Genomic DNA, 15,171 nt, shown 5'->3' on the forward strand with positions numbered 1-15,171 from the left:
AATCGCGCCCGAGACGAGGAAATCCCATGTCCGTCGACCCCTTTCGCCCGTTTGAAACCAATCTTGACCAGACCACGGCGCTTGCGCTGCTGAAAGAGGCAACAGACGGTGCCGATGACGGTGAGCTGTTCCTCGAACGCCGCAAATCTGAAGTCCTGTCATTCGATGATGGCCGGGTCAAAACCGCAAGTTTCGATGCCTCCGAAGGGTTCGGGTTGCGCGCAGTGAAAGGCGAAACCGCAGGCTACGCCCATTCGACCACCATCGACGAACACGCCCTGCGCCGCGCTGTTTCCACCGCGCGCCTTGCCGTGGGTGATGGCGGCGGCACCATGTCGGCGGCCCCTGCAGGCACAAATCGCAAGCTTTACAGCGATGACGACCCGATGTTGCAGGCCACATTCCCTGCCAAAATCGATGTCCTGCGCGAGATCGATGCCTTTGCCCGCGCCCTCGACCCCGGCGTGGTGCAGGTCTCCGCGACCCTCGCCGCATCGCATCAAGAGGTGCTGATCCTGCGCCCTGAAGGCACATTGGTCACTGATACCCGCCCCATGTCCCGCCTGAATATCAGCGTTATTGTCGAAAAGGACGGGCGCCGGGAAAGCGGCATGTCCGGTGGCGGCGGGCGTGCTGGCCTGATCGGCCTGATCAGCCGCGACAACTGGGAACCGGTGACGCGCGAGGCTTTGCGCATTGCGCTGGTGAACCTTGATGCCGAACCGGCTCCGGCTGGCGTAATGGACGTGGTGCTTGGCCCCGGCTGGCCCGGCATCCTGCTGCACGAGGCGATCGGACACGGGCTGGAAGGGGATTTCAACCGCAAGGGGTCATCCGCCTTTGCGGGGCTGATGGGCCAGCAGATCGCAGCCAAAGGGGTCACGGTGCTGGATGACGGCACCATCCCCGACCGGCGCGGGTCGATCACCGTGGATGACGAAGGCACGCCCAGTGCAAAGAACACCCTGATCGAGGATGGCGTGCTGACAGGCTATATGCAGGACCGCCAGAATGCCCGCCTGATGGGCGTCGCTCCCACCGGCAATGGACGGCGCGAAAGCTACGCCCATGCGCCGATGCCGCGCATGACGAATACCTATATGCTGGCGGGCGATGCCGCCCCTGAAAGCCTTGTCGCAGACCTCAAGGACGGCATCTATGCGGTTGGCTTCGGCGGCGGTCAGGTGGATATCACCAACGGCAAATTCGTGTTCAGCTGCACCGAGGCCTACCGCGTCAAAAACGGCGTTGTCGGCGCGCCGGTCAAAGGCGCGACGCTGATCGGCGACGGGGCAACCGCGCTCAAACAGATCAGGGGCATCGGCAATGATCTGAAGCTTGACCCCGGCATCGGCAATTGCGGCAAGGCCGGGCAATGGGTGCCGGTCGGTGTCGGCCAGCCCAGCCTTATGATCGGCGGATTGACAGTGGGCGGTGCGGCGGCGTGATGCCATGACGGAGCTATTCGCATTACTGGTCGCGGCCGTTGTCACCGTGGCTGTGGTCGCCCCTCTGTTTCACGGGCCTGCGAACGCATTTCCTGAAACGACAGACACGAACCGGGAGCGGGCCAGCCTCGAACTCGAGCTGCTGGGCGAATTGCAGCACATCTGAGCAACGAAATGACAACGCAAAGGATACATGATGAGCCTCCTGCACGTCTCGCTCAGCGCCTCCGACCCGCAGAACGTGGCATCCTTTCTGGCGACGGTCATGAGCGGCAAACACATGCCGTTTCCGCCTTTTCCCGACAGCTGGATCGCCTTCACCGCAGCCGATGACGGCACGGCGATCGAGGTTTATCCCGACACACATACCCTGACGCAAGGCGAGGATCAGGTGTCCTGCGACGTTGGCCAGAGCGACAGCCGCCCCAGTTTTTGCCACGCGGCTGTCGGGTCCGTTTTATCCCGGTCTGAGATTCGGTTGCTTGCCGACGATCAGGCCTGGCCGAACCGCATCTGCAATCGCGGGCCCTTTCATTGCGTCGAGGTTTGGGTGGAGGACCGCATCCTTATCGAAATTCTCGATCAGGCCATGTATGACGACTACCGGCGCGGCATGACAGCCCGGAATTGGGCGGCGATGTTCGGTCTTGATTAGCGGGGCGTACCCGCAAAGCGACGTTTCCTGCCATCACCAAAATAGGACAGATCATGCATATCCGCCCTGCCACCGCCGACGACGCCATTGGCATGAGCGTGGTCCTGCGGTCGCTGACAGCAGCGGGCCTGCGCACGCGGCCCGACAGCCCGGAATTTGCGCTGCAGAACTACATCGCCCCGGCGGATGGTATCTTATGTTCGGTTGCCGAAAGCGAAGCTGGCGCGGTCCTCGGCCTGCAATCGCTTAAACGTGCCAGTCCGGGTAATCCTTACGGCGTCACACCTGGCTGGGGTATCATTGGCACGCATATCTGCCCCGATGCCACGCGGCAGGGGATCGGCAAGGCGTTGTTTGTCGCCACACTGGATGCGGCCCGTGATGCGGGGCTGACCGATATCGACGCGACCATTGGCGCCGATAACGCTCAAGGCCTCGCCTATTACGAGGCGATGGGTTTTCGCACCTACCGCAGGATGGAAGGAGCCGTGTGCAAGCGGTTTACGCTGTCAGGTGCCAGCCACGGGCGATCCGTATCGCAGGAATCATAGCTGCGGCCTGATGGCCGAAAAGGCGAGTGGCTCGTTTTTGATTCGCGTTGATCCAATTATTGCTGCCCCAGCCCCGCTATTTATGGGGGGCCAGTATGGCAGGTGCATGGACGCGTTACGTAAGGGATATACGAGCCGTCTGTATCGCAGTTCTGTCGCAAAAACAGTCTGTTAAGCGCGCTCCGAACAGCTTTCAGCAAATCTGCTGTAATGCGTTCACACCTCATTAACCCCGACAACCTAATGCTGATCAGGCAATACGGCGGAGCTTACGGGATGACCGGAACACACACTTCTTCCACTCACCCCCCACTCCTACCCACCACGGAAGAGGATACGGTCAACCGGCTCCGCCTATTGCGCTCACGTCGGGTTGGCGTAGCAACTTACCGTCGGCTGCTGGCAGAACACGGCAGCGCGGCGAACGCATTGAAAATACTTCCAGAAATCGCAAAGTCCGCCGGTGTGCAGGACTATCAGGTGTGCCCGCCGGGAGTGGTGCAGGCCGAAATGAAAGCCGCGCGCGCTGCCGGTGCGCAACTGATCGTCGAGGGTGACGCACATTATCCCAGGGCGCTCTCAGACATCCCCGATGCGCCACCGCTCTTGTGGGCGATCGGGAACATCGCCCTGCTCCACCGGCCCATGATTGCGCTGGTGGGCGCGCGCAACGCCTCATCGCTTGGAACCCGGATGGCCAAACGATTGGCCGAGGAACTGACAAAGGAAGGTTTCGTCGTCGTCTCCGGCCTGGCCCGCGGCATAGACACCGCCGCCCATCATGGCGCGCTGGCCGGTGGGACAATTGCCGTTCAGGCGGGTGGTGTTGATGTGATCTATCCCGCGGAAAACGCACAGCTGACGCATGATATTGGAAAAAACGGGCTGCGGCTGTCCGAGATGCCGATGGGGCTGCAGCCGCAGGCCCGGCATTTCCCGGCCCGTAATCGGATCATCTCGGGCCTGTCGCAAGCTGTTGTCGTGGTTGAAGCGGCAGCCAAATCCGGCAGCCTGATCACCGCCCGTAACGCGCTGGACCAGGCGCGCGAGGTACTTGCAGTACCCGGCCATCCGTTTGATGCGCGGGCATCAGGCTGCAACATGCTGATCCGCGACGGGGCAACATTGGTGCGCAACGCAGCTGACGTTGTCGACGCGCTGGCACCCGTCGCCATGCCGGAACCGGAATTGCCGTTGATACCAGCAGAACCGGATGCGCGCCCGCTGCGTGCCACTGCGGCCCTGCATGACGAAATCCTGTCGCGGCTTGGCCCCGCGCCGGTGGCAGAGGATCAGTTGCTGCGCGACATAGCCGTGCCAGCCACGACAATGGCCCCCGCCCTGGTCGATCTGGAGCTTGAGGGCAAAATCGCCCGTCAGGCCGGTGGTCTTCTATCGCGAGTTGTGTGACGTGAAGTCCACAGGTTTTGCGCTGCATTGACATTCCCTTGAGCTACCCCACATCTTGCGCGACCTAAGAGCACGCGTTTTTGGAAAAGGATTCTCATGCCGGTTGTCGTTGTCGAATCCCCTGCCAAGGCCAAGAAAATAAACGGGTATCTGGGTAAGGATTATATCGTTCTGGCCTCTTACGGGCATGTGCGCGATCTGCCGCCCAAGGACGGATCTGTTCTGCCGGACGAAGATTTCGACATGAAATGGGAAATCGCCAGCGACAGCAAAAAGCACATCAAAGCCATCGTTGACGCGCTGAAGGAAGACAATGCGCTGATCCTTGCCACCGACCCCGACCGCGAGGGCGAGGCGATCAGCTGGCACCTGACCGAGGCGCTGACCGCCAAGAAGGCGATCAAGAAAGACACCCCCGTCAGCCGGGTCGTTTTCAACGCCATCACCAAATCCGCCGTGACCGAGGCAATGAAGCATCCCCGCCAGGTCGACGCCCCGCTGGTCGAGGCGTATCTGGCCCGCCGCGCACTGGATTATCTGGTGGGCTTCAACCTGTCGCCGGTCCTGTGGCGCAAGCTGCCTGGGGCAAAATCTGCGGGCCGCGTGCAATCCGTCTGCCTGCGCCTGATCGTCGAACGCGAGATGGAAATCGAGGCATTCCGCGCCCAGGAATACTGGACCGTCAAGGCACTGCTGCAAACTCCGCGTGGCCAGACATTCGAGGCACGACTGACGACACTGGCTGGCAAGAAGCTGGACAAATTCGATCTGGGCAACGAAACGCAGGCCGAAATGGCTGTGCAGGCCATCAACTCCCGCGATCTGGTCGTCAAATCGGTCGAGGCGAAACCAGCAACGCGCAATCCGTCACCCCCCTTTATGACGTCCACGTTGCAGCAGGAGGCCAGCCGCAAATTTGGCATGGGCGCCCGGCAGACGATGAGCGTGGCACAGCGTCTTTATGAGGCCGGTCTAATCACTTACATGCGGACCGACGGGATCGACATGGCCCCCGAAGCGGTGACAAGCGCCCGCGATGCAATCAAGGCGAAGTTCGGCGACAAATACCTGCCGGACCAGCCACGGATGTATAAGAACAAGGCCAAAAACGCCCAGGAAGCCCACGAATGTATCCGTCCGACCGACATGATGGTCGATACGGCCGAAGCCAAGATCGCCGACGCAGATCAGCGCAAGCTCTACGACCTGATCTACAAGCGCACCATGGCCAGCCAGATGGCCGCCGCCCGGTTGGAGCGCACCGTCGTTGATATCGCCAGTGCCGATGGGCAGGTTATTCTGCGCGCCAACGGGCAAGTCATGTTGTTTGACGGGTTCATCGCCATTTACGAAGAAGGCAAGGATGACAGCGTCGTCGATGACGATGACAAGCGCTTGCCCCAGATTGCCGAGGGTGAGCCGACGGACAAGAAATCCGTCACACCCGAACAGCATTTCACTCAACCCCCGCCACGCTATACCGAAGCGACGCTGGTCAAGCGGATGGAAGAGCTGGGGATCGGGCGCCCCTCCACCTATGCCTCGATCGTGACGACCATTCAGGATCGCGGCTATGTGGAAAAGGACAAGAACCGCCTGATCCCGCAGGACAAGGGGCGTCTGGTGACCGCGTTCCTCGAAAACTATTTCCGCAAATATGTGGGATACGATTTTACCGCTGATCTGGAAAACCAGCTGGATGAAGTCAGCGCAGGTGATGCCGATTACAAAAAGGTGCTGGGCCAGTTCTGGCGCGATTTTTCTGCCGCCATCGCCGAAACGGCGGAATTGCGGATCACCGAGGTACTGGAAAAGATCAACGAGGTGCTGGAGCCGCATCTGTTCCCTCCCACCGAAGATGGTGGCGATCCGCGTCTTTGTCCGAATTGCGGCGCTGGCCGGTTGTCGATGCGCACCGCCCGGTCCGGTGGGGCCTTCATCGGCTGTTCGAACTATCCCGAATGCCGCTATACCCGCCCGTTTGGTCCACCGGATCCTGAGGCCGAAGCCTCTGCCATTCCGCCCGAAGGGAAACTACTGGGCACCGATCAGGGCGATGAGATTCGCGTGTTCAAGGGCCGGTTCGGCCCGTATGTGCAGCGCGGTGCCGTGACCGAAGACAACAAGAAACCGCCGCGCACCGGCGTCCCGGAAGGCTGGAGCCCGGAAGAGGTCGATCTGGCACAGGCGCTCAAACTGCTGGAACTGCCCCGCCTGATTGGCACCCATCCGGAAGACGGGGTGAATGTCTGGGCCAATCTGGGGCGCTATGGCCCTTATCTGAAGCATGCCGAAAGCACTTCTTTCAAAGGTGGCACCAACGCCAATCTTGAAACGATCGAGGATGTCTGGACCGTGGGTATGAACCGCGCTGTTCAACTTTTGGCTGAAAAGGTGGCATCGCGCGGTGGCCGCGGCAAGGCGGCTACGCCGATCCGCGAGTTGGGCGAACATCCCGAGGCTGGCGGCCCGGTCAACATCTTTGACGGTAAGTACGGGCCTTACGTGAAGTGGGAAAAGATCAACGCAACGATCCCCGACACGATTGAACCGGCTGACCTGACCATGGCGCAGGCGGTCGATCTGATCGATGAACGTGCGGCAAAGGCCGGCAAGAAAAAGCCGAGTGCAAAGAAAAAGGCAGCGCCGAAAAAGAAAGCTGCGGCAAAGAAGTAGTCAGCCGCTTTCCTTGGTTCTGATATGATCGGTGATTTTGCCGAGCAGACGCAGGATATCCTCGCGTTCGCCCGCATCCAGCGCATCAAGCATCATGGTCATGTTGCGCCGGTCAACCTCCTGAAGGCGCGCCGCCGCGCTCTGGCCTTCGCTCGTGAGTGACAGGGCGAGCGCACGTCCGTCCGTCTGATTGCGCGATTTCTTGACAAAACCCCGCCGGACCAGCCGATCTATGACGCTGCTGGTGGTCGTGGGCACCACACCCAGCGCTTCACCAAGATCACTGGCGCGCGCACCGGGATGTTCATGCAGAAATGCCAGCGTTTGAAAATCATGCGGATTGTAGCGCAGATCGTCCGGATGCCGTTGGTGCAGCCGTTCGCTGACCAGAAAGGCCCGCAACAGGCTGCGCACATAACCCAGAAGTTCCGCCGGTTGATCGTTCATGTTGCCAGCCTTGCCAGTGAAGGCTTGAAAGCTCAAGCGATCTGATTATTTATTACGAATATCGTAATAAATGGAGTTTATCATGCGCGCCCTGAAAATCCTCGGCATCGTTCTGATCCTCATTGTTGGATTTGTTGGCTACCAGTTGCGGCCTATGGGTCCGCCGGATGGCACCAACCCGCCGCCTTTGGCAGATGATGGTGATTATCTGACAAACACCGAAAGTGTGATCTTCAATGGCAGCCGGGACGAGGTGTTGGCGTTCATGGCAGATCCGGGCCTGACATCATTTCTGAAACCGTCCGGGCGCATCCCGGCCATCACGGACGTCAATGTACTATCAGGGACATGGGGCGAGGCAGGTGCCGTCCGTCGGGTCTCGCTGGCCGATGGGGGATACACCGCCGAGCGGATGCTGGAATCGAACCGTGATATCTTTAGTTATCAGATCTGGGATCTGACCAGTTGGTCCGGGCGCGCCATTGATCACATTCGCGGCGATATCTGGTATGAGGATGTCGGTAACGGGCAGACGCGGATGAGTTGGAGCTACAGCATATTGCCGAAAGCAGGATTGCTCAGCGGCCCGATCAGGACCTTTCTGAAGGAGGATTTCCAGCCTTTCATGGAAAACGGGCTGAACGATATGGCGGCCGCATTCAACGCGCAGGCTGGCTAAGCCTGCCGCGCTGCAGCATCCGAATTGACTTTACGCCCCGGCACCGCCAAGTTCAGCGCCAACGACAATCGGGGGATTCCATTCATGAAGAAAGTCTATGGATCGGCCGCGGAAGCGCTGGACGGCTTGCTGAAGGAAGGTATGTTCATTGCGGCGGGTGGCTTTGGCCTGTGTGGCATCCCCGAACTGCTTTTGCAGGCGATCAAGGAAGCAGGCACCAAGGACCTGACCTTTGCCTCGAACAATGCGGGCGTAGATGATTTTGGCATCGGCATCCTGCTGCAGACCCGGCAGGTCAAGAAGATGATCAGCTCTTACGTGGGCGAGAATGCGGAATTCATGCGTCAGTATCTGAGCGGCGAGTTGGAGTTGGAGTTCAACCCGCAAGGCACGCTGGCCGAGCGTATGCGCGCCGGTGGCTGCGGTATTCCCGGTTTCTATACAAAAACCGGCGTTGGCACGGTGATTGCCGAGGGCAAGGAACACAAAGACTTCAACGGCGAAACCTATATCATGGAAGAAGGCATTTTTGCCGATCTGTCCATTGTAAAGGCCTGGAAGGCTGACCCGACCGGAAATCTGGTTTTCCGCAAGACGGCGCGCAACTTCAACCCGCCCGCGGCCATGTGCGGCAAGGTCTGCGTCGCCGAGGTGGAAGAGATCGTGCCGGTCGGCAGTCTTGACCCCGACGGTATCCATCTGCCGGGCATCTACGTGCATCGGATCATTCAGGGCGAGCACGAGAAACGGATCGAACAGCGTACGACGCGCCCGGCCGCATGAGGAACCCTGATGGTGACGACAGAAGATGATCAGGCCTATTCGCAGCGGTTGCGCAACGTTCAGCGCGATTATCAGTTCTGGCTGAACAAGGCCCGCGAACAGGTCCATGCGAATTTCGGCGGTAGTGAAGCCGAATTGCAGCATCTGACCATTCAGGCCGCACATAGCCTGATGATGGAACATAAACTGGGTGAGATCGAAGCCAGTCTGGTTGAGATCAAAACTGCGCTCAAAACCTCAACGGAGAGCTGATACATGCCTTGGGATCGCAATCAGATGGCCGCACGGGCCGCAAAGGAACTGCAGGACGGCTGGTATGTGAACCTCGGGATCGGGATACCGACGCTTGTGTCGAACTACATCCCGGATGGGATCGAGGTGACCTTGCAATCTGAGAACGGGATGTTGGGCATGGGGCCCTTCCCTGTCGAAGGCACCGAAGATGCCGATCTGATCAATGCGGGCAAGCAGACGATTACTGAATTGCCCCAAACCGCCTATTTCGACAGTGCGCAAAGCTTTGGCATGATCCGCGGCGGCAAGATCGCGATGGCGATCCTGGGGGCGATGGAGGTTGCCGAAAATGGTGATCTGGCCAACTGGATGATCCCCGGCAAGCTGGTCAAGGGCATGGGTGGTGCGATGGATCTAGTGGCTGGTGTTGGTCGCGTCGTGGTTGTGATGGACCACACCAACAAGCATGGCGAATCGAAGATCCTGCGCGAATGCACGCTCCCTCTGACTGGTAAGGGGGTGGTTGATCGCATCATCACCAATCTCGGCGTGCTCGACGTGACCCACAAGGGGCTGCATATTCAGGAACTTGCCCCCGGCGTGACCCGGGAAGAGATGATTGCGGCTACGGAAGCGACCATTGTCTGAATTTGATGTCAGACACACAGCGAGCGGCAGCAAGGGCCGCTACTATATAATACACCCTGAAGGTGAGAGTGAACTGACCTACTCGATCATGTCGCCACAGACGGTGATCGCCGATCATACGGACGTGGCGACGGGTTTCGAAGGTCAGGGCATTGGTTTGGTTCTTTTGGAGCATCTATTGGCAGACGCCCGCGAGAAAGGATTTCGCATCATACCGCTTTGCCCCTTCGTGAACGCGCAGCGGCGCAAACATCCCGAATGGGCCGATCTCTTCTCGGTCTAGAGCATCGTCCGTAAAATCTGCAGCGCAGATTTATGGGATTTCGCTTCAAATGCCGTTCACATTAAAGACGCAAGCATCCGTGATCAGTTGTGGCGGGGTCTGACACAGCCCCTTGGCCACCTGCCAGGCAGCCAGCACCTTTGGCACATAGGCACGCGTTTCCGCAAAGGGCGGCACGCCGTTATGTTTACGCACATTCCCCTCACCTGAATTATAGCCGGCCAATGCCATCAGCGGGTCATTTTCAAAGTGATCCAGCAGCCACGCGAGATAAGCAACGCCACCTTTGATGTTCTGGGCGGCATCCATACTGTCTGTGACACCAAATCGGGTGGCGGTATCCGGCATCAGCTGCATGAGCCCTTCCGCACCGGCGTGACTTGTCACGTCAACACGTCCGGCACTTTCAACAGCGATCACGGCAAGCACCAGAGCGGGCGATACATTGGTGCCTACCGTTTCGCGCAGGATGTCCCGCCCGTGAACCGATGCAATGTCCTGCAGGCTTTGCAGCCGTGGCGCGGAAACACCCTTGCCAACGGGCGGATTATTGATCTGTTGCAGGGCAGTCGTCACCCGACCGGGGCTCGCCCCTACCAAAGCTGGCGAGACATTGGACCAGAACCATTCCATGCCAGACGCCCGCGGCGCGACCGCACCACCCGCAATCGGCAAAACTTCCTCTTCCGGCGGATCGGCATAAACCGGGCCGAGACGTGGTGCATTGGGATCTATCTGGACAGTAATGCGGCTCTGGCTGGCGCCTGTCGGCACTCCGACACGCTTGAAACTGAAGTCCGGCTGCAACCGCTCGACCTCAGCGTGGGCCACACCGACAGTCGAAACCGCGGCCACAAGGGCCAAGGCCATGATTTTAGGAGTCATCTTTGTACCGCTCGTCATTTTTGTTGAATCAACAATGGCACAAATCCGCTCAAAAGCCACCAACCCGGCGACAATTGTGAATTTTTGGCCCGATTGCAGACTTTTTCGCAACGTGGTGTAAGGTGAGTAAAAATTTCTTGAAAAAAATTATTCTTCAAAATCAGCGTATTATGATTTTTTGCGGAAAAATTCGAATGCCGTCGAAAAATGCGCCAAACGCGTCAAACTCCCGCCCCATTCCGCTGTCTATATGTATTCATCCAAGACGGGGAGCGAGCCAAACACGAAATGGCAAGCGAGACCCGGCGAGGTAAACATGAACCCTAGCGATACCCTGAGGAGGGACCACAATGCTTAACTTTCTGAAAACATTCCGCAACGAAGAAGACGGCGCTGTAACTGTTGACTTCGTTGTTCTGACAGCTGCGATCGTTATCCTTGGCCTGCTGATCGGTGCTGCACTGACAAGCGGTGCAACCGACCTGGCTGGTGACATCGAGAAGAACCTGACAGACACCACAATCCCAGCTGGTAAGTAATCCAGTATGAGATGCGAAAACCGCGCCTCGCAAGCGGCGCGGTTTTTTCATGCCTGAACACAATTTCATTTTTAGAAACACAGTGTTTTAGTGCAGAATTATCAAAGCGTTAAGTGCCTTAGACTACACTATGCGCAGGCGTCGCACCACCGCTACGCTAATACGACTAAAGGATCAGAAGCATGATGACAGCAATTCAAAAGTTCCGCAGCAAAGAAGATGGCGCGGTCACTGTTGATTTTGTCGTTCTTACGGCGGCTATCGTTGTGCTGGGCCTGATTGTCGGCACTGCCATAACCACCGGTAGCACCGAACTGGCCGCCAAGCAGGAAGCGTCTTTGAAAGACCGACCTCTTGGAACTGAGTGGTTCAAGTAACGCAACGATGTTGCGCTAACTCACCGCCAATCAGGTTGAACTGTCATTGGGATACGTAGTAAAATTGTGTTTATGAGACAATTAACGTGTCGTCACTTGGTTTCGTAACCCGCACTTATCAGTATTTTGTTTGAATATTATCATGTCCATGATACTGCCCGAGGCTGGAGCATCGGGCAGATGTTTTTTCTGGATACACAAGTTGGCTGCGCAACAGCGCGCCTCTCAAGATGACGTCCGGGCTGACAGGCAAAGAGCAAGGGTTGAAACATGCGGCTAGTTTTTGGATTGGTTCTTTTGATCGGGATGGGACTCGCAGGTTTTGCAGTCTACATGGTCAAGGGCTACTTTGACACGCAAGAAGCGGTATTGCGGCAAGAGCGCGAGCGCGCCGCATCTGCCGTCGTGACCGTCGATGTCTACGCACCGACGCGGGCCATGACGTATGGAGAGTTGATTACGCCGGAAGACGTGAAGCTTATCAAATATGCGGAAGAATTTCTGCCAGAAGGTGTATTCAAGACAGAGGAGGAACTGTTCCCTCTCGGTATTGAGACGCCCCGCGTCGTGACCCGCCCGATGGAAATCAACGAACCCATCATGGCGGTGAAAGTAACAGAACCGGGCGCGCCGCGCGGCATTACCGCCCTGCTTGAGCCGGGTATGCGGGCCTATCCCTTGCCAGATAATGTGACAGAGGCCTTCGCACAGGAATTGCGTCCAACGGACCGTCTGGACGTCTATTGGAGTGGCACGCTGAGCAATGGCAGAACAACAACAAGCATCATCCTGTCGTCGCTTGAAATCATTGCCGTTGATGAACCCGACGCTGATGGAAACGGTGGCGGTCGCGGCGTTGTCGTTCAGGTAACCCCGGAAGAGTTTGCCGCACTTGCTGCTGCCCAGAACGCCGGACGCCTGTCTTTGACGCCAGTCGGAACCGGCGACAACACGGTTGTCACAGATATCAATACAGATATCGAACGTGTACTTGGTATCGAGGCTCCGGTCGTTGAAGCACCACCCGAACGTGTGGTCGAAGAAGCCCCCGAAGAGTGTTTCATCTTCCAGATGAAAGGTACAGAACGGGTCAAAATCCAGATTCAGTGCCCCAACGAATAGGACAAAGCAGCCTCCAACCGCTGAATTATATAAGAGCGTCGCGCACTAGCGCGGCGCTCTTTTTCCTTTTAGGGGCCGAAGTGTTGCGATTTATCCACATTCGGTTCACCCGCCAACGTATTGATTATTGCAATAAATGCGCATCTGCCCCATGGTTCCCAACATCATGGGCATCTAAGACCCGTATAACGAGGCGTGATCGGAGAGGCAGGTCACTTATGAAGTATGACAGATTTATCAAAGCCGCAGTAGCCGGCTTGGCGTTGTCGCTTACCGCGGCAGCACCGACAATGGCACCGGCCGAAACGTTGCGCGTCTTGCGCGGCGCGGCGTCCAGTGCACTCAACGTCCCGATGAATCGGGCCGTCGTCGTGGAAAGCGATGTTCCATTCACGGAACTTTCAATCGCCAACCCCGGCATTGCAGACATCTCGTCCCTATCCGATCGCACGATCTATGTGTTGGGTAAGGAACCGGGGCGCACCACACTGACCCTTCTGGGTACTGATGGTCGTCTCATCACAAATGTCGAGGTTCACGTAACCCCCGACATGGCAGAGTTCAAAGAGCGTCTGACGCAGATTCTGCCAAACGAAAACATCGAAGTGCGTACAGCCAATGACGGGATCGTCCTGTCAGGTACCGTCAGCTCGATTGCACGGCTTGACCGCGCATTGGAACTGGCCGAACGCTACGCGCCAGAACGTGTGTCGAACCTCATGAATGTTGGTGGCACGCAGCAGGTTATGCTGAAAGTACGGTTTGCAGAAATGCAGCGGACGGTCAGCAAGGCGCTTTCGTCATCAATCGGTATCCAGGGCACTGCGCTGGATGGTGACCTGGGTTTGTCAGTGGGGACCAATACCACAAATACCGCAGGAGCTGTAAGCAACAGCTTCAACGGCAATATACCCCTGTCGAACGACAACAACGGTGCATTCTTGTTTGGGTTCAACGCTGGTGGTGTCGAAGTCGGCATTCTGCTGGAAGCGCTTGAATCCCGCGGCGTTGTCCGGACCCTGGCAGAACCAAGCCTCACGGCGCTCAGCGGTCAGGCTGCAACTTTCTTGGCAGGTGGTGAGTACCCCATCCCGGTCAGCAACGAAGAGGGAGCGATCACCGTCGAATTCAAACCATTCGGTGTTGAATTGGAGTTCGTTCCAACGGTCGTTGATCACGACATCATCAATCTGGAACTTCTGGCGGCTGTGTCTGCCCTTGATCCGGCCAACAGCTTTACCGCCAACGGTCTGACAATCGCCGCCTTCACCCGGCGCGAAACCTCCACAACGGTCGAGATGCGTGATGGCGAAAGCTTTGCAATTGCCGGTCTGCTACAGGACGATTTTGTTGACCTGAGCGGTCAGGTGCCATGGATCGGAGATGTGCCTATCCTTGGTGCGCTCTTCCGTAGCGCGGACTACCGCCGCAGCCAGACCGAATTGGTGATCATCGTGACACCACATCTGGTAACACCGACACGTGGCACAGCGCTGGCCTTGCCAACGGACCGTGTGCGCCCACCAACCGAACGGGATCTGTTCCTGTTTGGCCGCGTCGCGGCTTCGGATGCACCCTCTAGCGGTGGTGCTGGCGAAGTGGCCCGTCAGGACTTTAGCGGGTCCTACGGCTATGTCCTTGAAGAATGATTGGAGCACAGGTCAATGAAAAAACTTATGACAACAGCCATGGCCGCTGCGCTCCTCGCGGGTTGCGCAACAGATGATCCGGCGGTTTCCTCGCTTGACGCAGAAGCAGGCGCACGGGTAGATTCGGGTACGTTCGGCAACGCCACGATGAACAATATGTTAGTTCAAACGGGTCAGCAGGACTACACGATCAATCTGGCACGTCGTTTTGCGGCAGATGTGAACTCCACGGTCAACTTTGCCTTCAACTCGACCGCGCTGGATGCAGATGCACGGGCGATCCTGATGCGACAGGCCGATTGGATCCGTCAGTTCCCAGAGGTACGCTTCCGGGTCTACGGACACACGGACCTTGTGGGCAGCAACGCCTACAACCGCAGTCTGGGCCTGCGCCGAGCGCAAACTGTGGTGTCTTTCCTTGTGTCACAAGGCATCGACCGCAGCCGCCTGGAAGCTGTGGCATCCTTCGGTGAGACCCGACCAGTGGTCGAGACCGAAGCACGTGAACGCCGTAACCGGCGCACTGTGACAGAGGTATCCGGGTTCGTGGAAAGCAATCCGCTGATCCTGAATGGCAAATATGCCGAGGTGATATTCCGCGAATACGTTGCTGCCGCCGTGCAAGAGTCCGGCCGCACGACGACCCGCCTCGAGACAGGCGGATAACCGCTGAAAAACTGTTACGCCGGGCACTGCCCGGCGTAAACACTCCTTCGATTTCTTCAAGATCGTCGCAATATACCGCACAATTACGATCTTTTTGTCCAAATCTCGACACGATTGTA

18 protein-coding genes are annotated in these 15,171 nt (G+C 57.9%); 16 read left to right on the forward strand and 2 right to left on the reverse strand.

What is annotated here, in order from left to right; translation table 11 throughout:
• Positions 1–26 precede the first annotated feature (26 nt).
• The 6 genes from tldD (at position 27) to topA (ending at position 6,740) form a co-directional block, all read left to right on the forward strand.
• Complete coding sequence (tldD, locus tag ACFWW4_RS01430) at positions 27–1,448, forward strand: metalloprotease TldD (protein WP_411889226.1); 1,422 nt, start codon at positions 27–29, stop codon at positions 1,446–1,448.
• Between the two features lie 4 nt (positions 1,449–1,452).
• The gene (locus ACFWW4_RS01435) at positions 1,453–1,614 is read left to right on the forward strand and encodes a hypothetical protein (RefSeq protein WP_411889227.1); all 162 of its coding nucleotides are present in this window, start codon (positions 1,453–1,455) and stop codon (positions 1,612–1,614) included.
• Between the two features lie 30 nt (positions 1,615–1,644).
• A complete protein-coding gene (locus ACFWW4_RS01440) occupies positions 1,645–2,103 on the forward strand; it encodes a hypothetical protein (RefSeq protein ID WP_411889228.1) in 459 nt (152 codons plus the stop codon).
• A 53-nt stretch (positions 2,104–2,156) separates the two neighbouring features.
• Positions 2,157–2,654, forward strand: a complete 498-nt coding sequence (locus ACFWW4_RS01445; protein WP_411889229.1) for an N-acetyltransferase family protein — start codon at positions 2,157–2,159, stop codon at positions 2,652–2,654.
• 276 nt (positions 2,655–2,930) lie between these two features.
• Positions 2,931–4,064, forward strand: a complete 1,134-nt coding sequence (gene dprA / locus ACFWW4_RS01450; protein WP_393932434.1) for a DNA-processing protein DprA — start codon at positions 2,931–2,933, stop codon at positions 4,062–4,064.
• Positions 4,065–4,160: 96 nt separating this feature from the next.
• Positions 4,161–6,740, forward strand: coding sequence for a type I DNA topoisomerase (gene topA, locus ACFWW4_RS01455; RefSeq protein WP_411889230.1), 2,580 nt, complete (start codon positions 4,161–4,163; stop codon positions 6,738–6,740).
• Here the strand turns inward: topA and ACFWW4_RS01460 are convergent, their stop codons facing one another.
• Complete coding sequence (locus tag ACFWW4_RS01460; protein WP_411889231.1) at positions 6,741–7,187, reverse strand: MarR family winged helix-turn-helix transcriptional regulator; 447 nt, start codon at positions 7,185–7,187, stop codon at positions 6,741–6,743.
• An 82-nt stretch (positions 7,188–7,269) separates the two neighbouring features.
• On the opposite strand from ACFWW4_RS01460, the gene ACFWW4_RS01465 reads away from it, so the two are divergent.
• The 5 genes from ACFWW4_RS01465 to ACFWW4_RS01485 all read left to right on the forward strand — a co-directional run bounded on the left by ACFWW4_RS01465 (position 7,270) and on the right by ACFWW4_RS01485 (position 9,814).
• Positions 7,270–7,866 carry an SRPBCC family protein gene (locus tag ACFWW4_RS01465; protein WP_411889232.1) on the forward strand — a complete coding sequence of 199 codons (597 nt, stop codon included), beginning with the start codon at positions 7,270–7,272 and terminating at the stop codon, positions 7,864–7,866.
• An 84-nt stretch (positions 7,867–7,950) separates the two neighbouring features.
• The gene (locus ACFWW4_RS01470) at positions 7,951–8,649 is read left to right on the forward strand and encodes a CoA transferase subunit A (RefSeq protein ID WP_411889233.1); all 699 of its coding nucleotides are present in this window, start codon (positions 7,951–7,953) and stop codon (positions 8,647–8,649) included.
• Between the two features lie 9 nt (positions 8,650–8,658).
• Positions 8,659–8,901, forward strand: coding sequence for a hypothetical protein (locus ACFWW4_RS01475; protein WP_393931966.1), 243 nt, complete (start codon positions 8,659–8,661; stop codon positions 8,899–8,901).
• 3 nt (positions 8,902–8,904) lie between these two features.
• Positions 8,905–9,531 carry a 3-oxoacid CoA-transferase subunit B gene (locus ACFWW4_RS01480; RefSeq protein ID WP_411889234.1) on the forward strand — a complete coding sequence of 209 codons (627 nt, stop codon included), beginning with the start codon at positions 8,905–8,907 and terminating at the stop codon, positions 9,529–9,531.
• On the forward strand, positions 9,524–9,814 hold the full coding sequence (locus ACFWW4_RS01485; protein WP_411889235.1) for a GNAT family N-acetyltransferase: 291 nt from the start codon (positions 9,524–9,526) through the stop codon (positions 9,812–9,814). Before ACFWW4_RS01480 ends, ACFWW4_RS01485 begins: the two co-directional genes overlap by 8 nt.
• Positions 9,815–9,859: 45 nt before the next feature.
• On the opposite strand, the gene ACFWW4_RS01490 is transcribed toward ACFWW4_RS01485, so the two are convergent.
• A complete protein-coding gene (locus tag ACFWW4_RS01490; RefSeq protein WP_411889236.1) occupies positions 9,860–10,699 on the reverse strand; it encodes a lytic transglycosylase domain-containing protein in 840 nt (279 codons plus the stop codon).
• 350 nt (positions 10,700–11,049) lie between these two features.
• Between ACFWW4_RS01490 and ACFWW4_RS01495 the strand changes: the two genes are divergently transcribed.
• The 5 genes from ACFWW4_RS01495 (at position 11,050) to ACFWW4_RS01515 (ending at position 15,052) form a co-directional block, all read left to right on the forward strand.
• Entirely contained in the window at positions 11,050–11,238 is a 189-nt protein-coding gene (locus ACFWW4_RS01495; protein ID WP_411889237.1) for a hypothetical protein, read from the forward strand.
• A gap of 182 nt (positions 11,239–11,420) precedes the next feature.
• On the forward strand, positions 11,421–11,615 hold the full coding sequence (locus tag ACFWW4_RS01500) for a hypothetical protein (protein WP_411889238.1): 195 nt from the start codon (positions 11,421–11,423) through the stop codon (positions 11,613–11,615).
• Between the two features lie 270 nt (positions 11,616–11,885).
• Complete coding sequence (gene cpaB, locus ACFWW4_RS01505) at positions 11,886–12,737, forward strand: Flp pilus assembly protein CpaB (protein ID WP_411889239.1); 852 nt, start codon at positions 11,886–11,888, stop codon at positions 12,735–12,737.
• A 218-nt stretch (positions 12,738–12,955) separates the two neighbouring features.
• Complete coding sequence (locus tag ACFWW4_RS01510) at positions 12,956–14,386, forward strand: type II and III secretion system protein family protein (protein WP_411889240.1); 1,431 nt, start codon at positions 12,956–12,958, stop codon at positions 14,384–14,386.
• Positions 14,387–14,401: 15 nt separating this feature from the next.
• Entirely contained in the window at positions 14,402–15,052 is a 651-nt protein-coding gene (locus tag ACFWW4_RS01515; protein ID WP_411889241.1) for an OmpA family protein, read from the forward strand.
• Positions 15,053–15,171 lie beyond the last annotated feature (119 nt).

The sequence above is a fragment of the Yoonia sp. SDW83-1 genome, assembly GCF_046762885.1.
In the GTDB taxonomy this organism is placed as follows: Bacteria; Pseudomonadota; Alphaproteobacteria; order Rhodobacterales; family Rhodobacteraceae; genus Yoonia.

What these genes read in the sequence shown, in the direction of transcription:
- tldD (WP_411889226.1), top strand. Translation starts at nt 27, where the DNA reads ATGTCCGTCGACCCCTTTCGCCCGTTTGAAACCAATCTTGACCAGACC.
- ACFWW4_RS01435 (WP_411889227.1), top strand. Translation starts at nt 1,453, where the DNA reads ATGACGGAGCTATTCGCATTACTGGTCGCGGCCGTTGTCACCGTGGCT.
- ACFWW4_RS01440 (WP_411889228.1), top strand. Translation starts at nt 1,645, where the DNA reads ATGAGCCTCCTGCACGTCTCGCTCAGCGCCTCCGACCCGCAGAACGTG.
- ACFWW4_RS01445 (WP_411889229.1), top strand. Translation starts at nt 2,157, where the DNA reads ATGCATATCCGCCCTGCCACCGCCGACGACGCCATTGGCATGAGCGTG.
- dprA (WP_393932434.1), top strand. Translation starts at nt 2,931, where the DNA reads ATGACCGGAACACACACTTCTTCCACTCACCCCCCACTCCTACCCACC.
- topA (WP_411889230.1), top strand. Translation starts at nt 4,161, where the DNA reads ATGCCGGTTGTCGTTGTCGAATCCCCTGCCAAGGCCAAGAAAATAAAC.
- ACFWW4_RS01460 (WP_411889231.1), bottom strand. Translation starts at nt 7,187, where the DNA reads ATGAACGATCAACCGGCGGAACTTCTGGGTTATGTGCGCAGCCTGTTG.
- ACFWW4_RS01465 (WP_411889232.1), top strand. Translation starts at nt 7,270, where the DNA reads ATGCGCGCCCTGAAAATCCTCGGCATCGTTCTGATCCTCATTGTTGGA.
- ACFWW4_RS01470 (WP_411889233.1), top strand. Translation starts at nt 7,951, where the DNA reads ATGAAGAAAGTCTATGGATCGGCCGCGGAAGCGCTGGACGGCTTGCTG.
- ACFWW4_RS01475 (WP_393931966.1), top strand. Translation starts at nt 8,659, where the DNA reads ATGGTGACGACAGAAGATGATCAGGCCTATTCGCAGCGGTTGCGCAAC.
- ACFWW4_RS01480 (WP_411889234.1), top strand. Translation starts at nt 8,905, where the DNA reads ATGCCTTGGGATCGCAATCAGATGGCCGCACGGGCCGCAAAGGAACTG.
- ACFWW4_RS01490 (WP_411889236.1), bottom strand. Translation starts at nt 10,699, where the DNA reads ATGACTCCTAAAATCATGGCCTTGGCCCTTGTGGCCGCGGTTTCGACT.
- ACFWW4_RS01495 (WP_411889237.1), top strand. Translation starts at nt 11,050, where the DNA reads ATGCTTAACTTTCTGAAAACATTCCGCAACGAAGAAGACGGCGCTGTA.
- ACFWW4_RS01500 (WP_411889238.1), top strand. Translation starts at nt 11,421, where the DNA reads ATGATGACAGCAATTCAAAAGTTCCGCAGCAAAGAAGATGGCGCGGTC.
- cpaB (WP_411889239.1), top strand. Translation starts at nt 11,886, where the DNA reads ATGCGGCTAGTTTTTGGATTGGTTCTTTTGATCGGGATGGGACTCGCA.
- ACFWW4_RS01510 (WP_411889240.1), top strand. Translation starts at nt 12,956, where the DNA reads ATGAAGTATGACAGATTTATCAAAGCCGCAGTAGCCGGCTTGGCGTTG.
- ACFWW4_RS01515 (WP_411889241.1), top strand. Translation starts at nt 14,402, where the DNA reads ATGAAAAAACTTATGACAACAGCCATGGCCGCTGCGCTCCTCGCGGGT.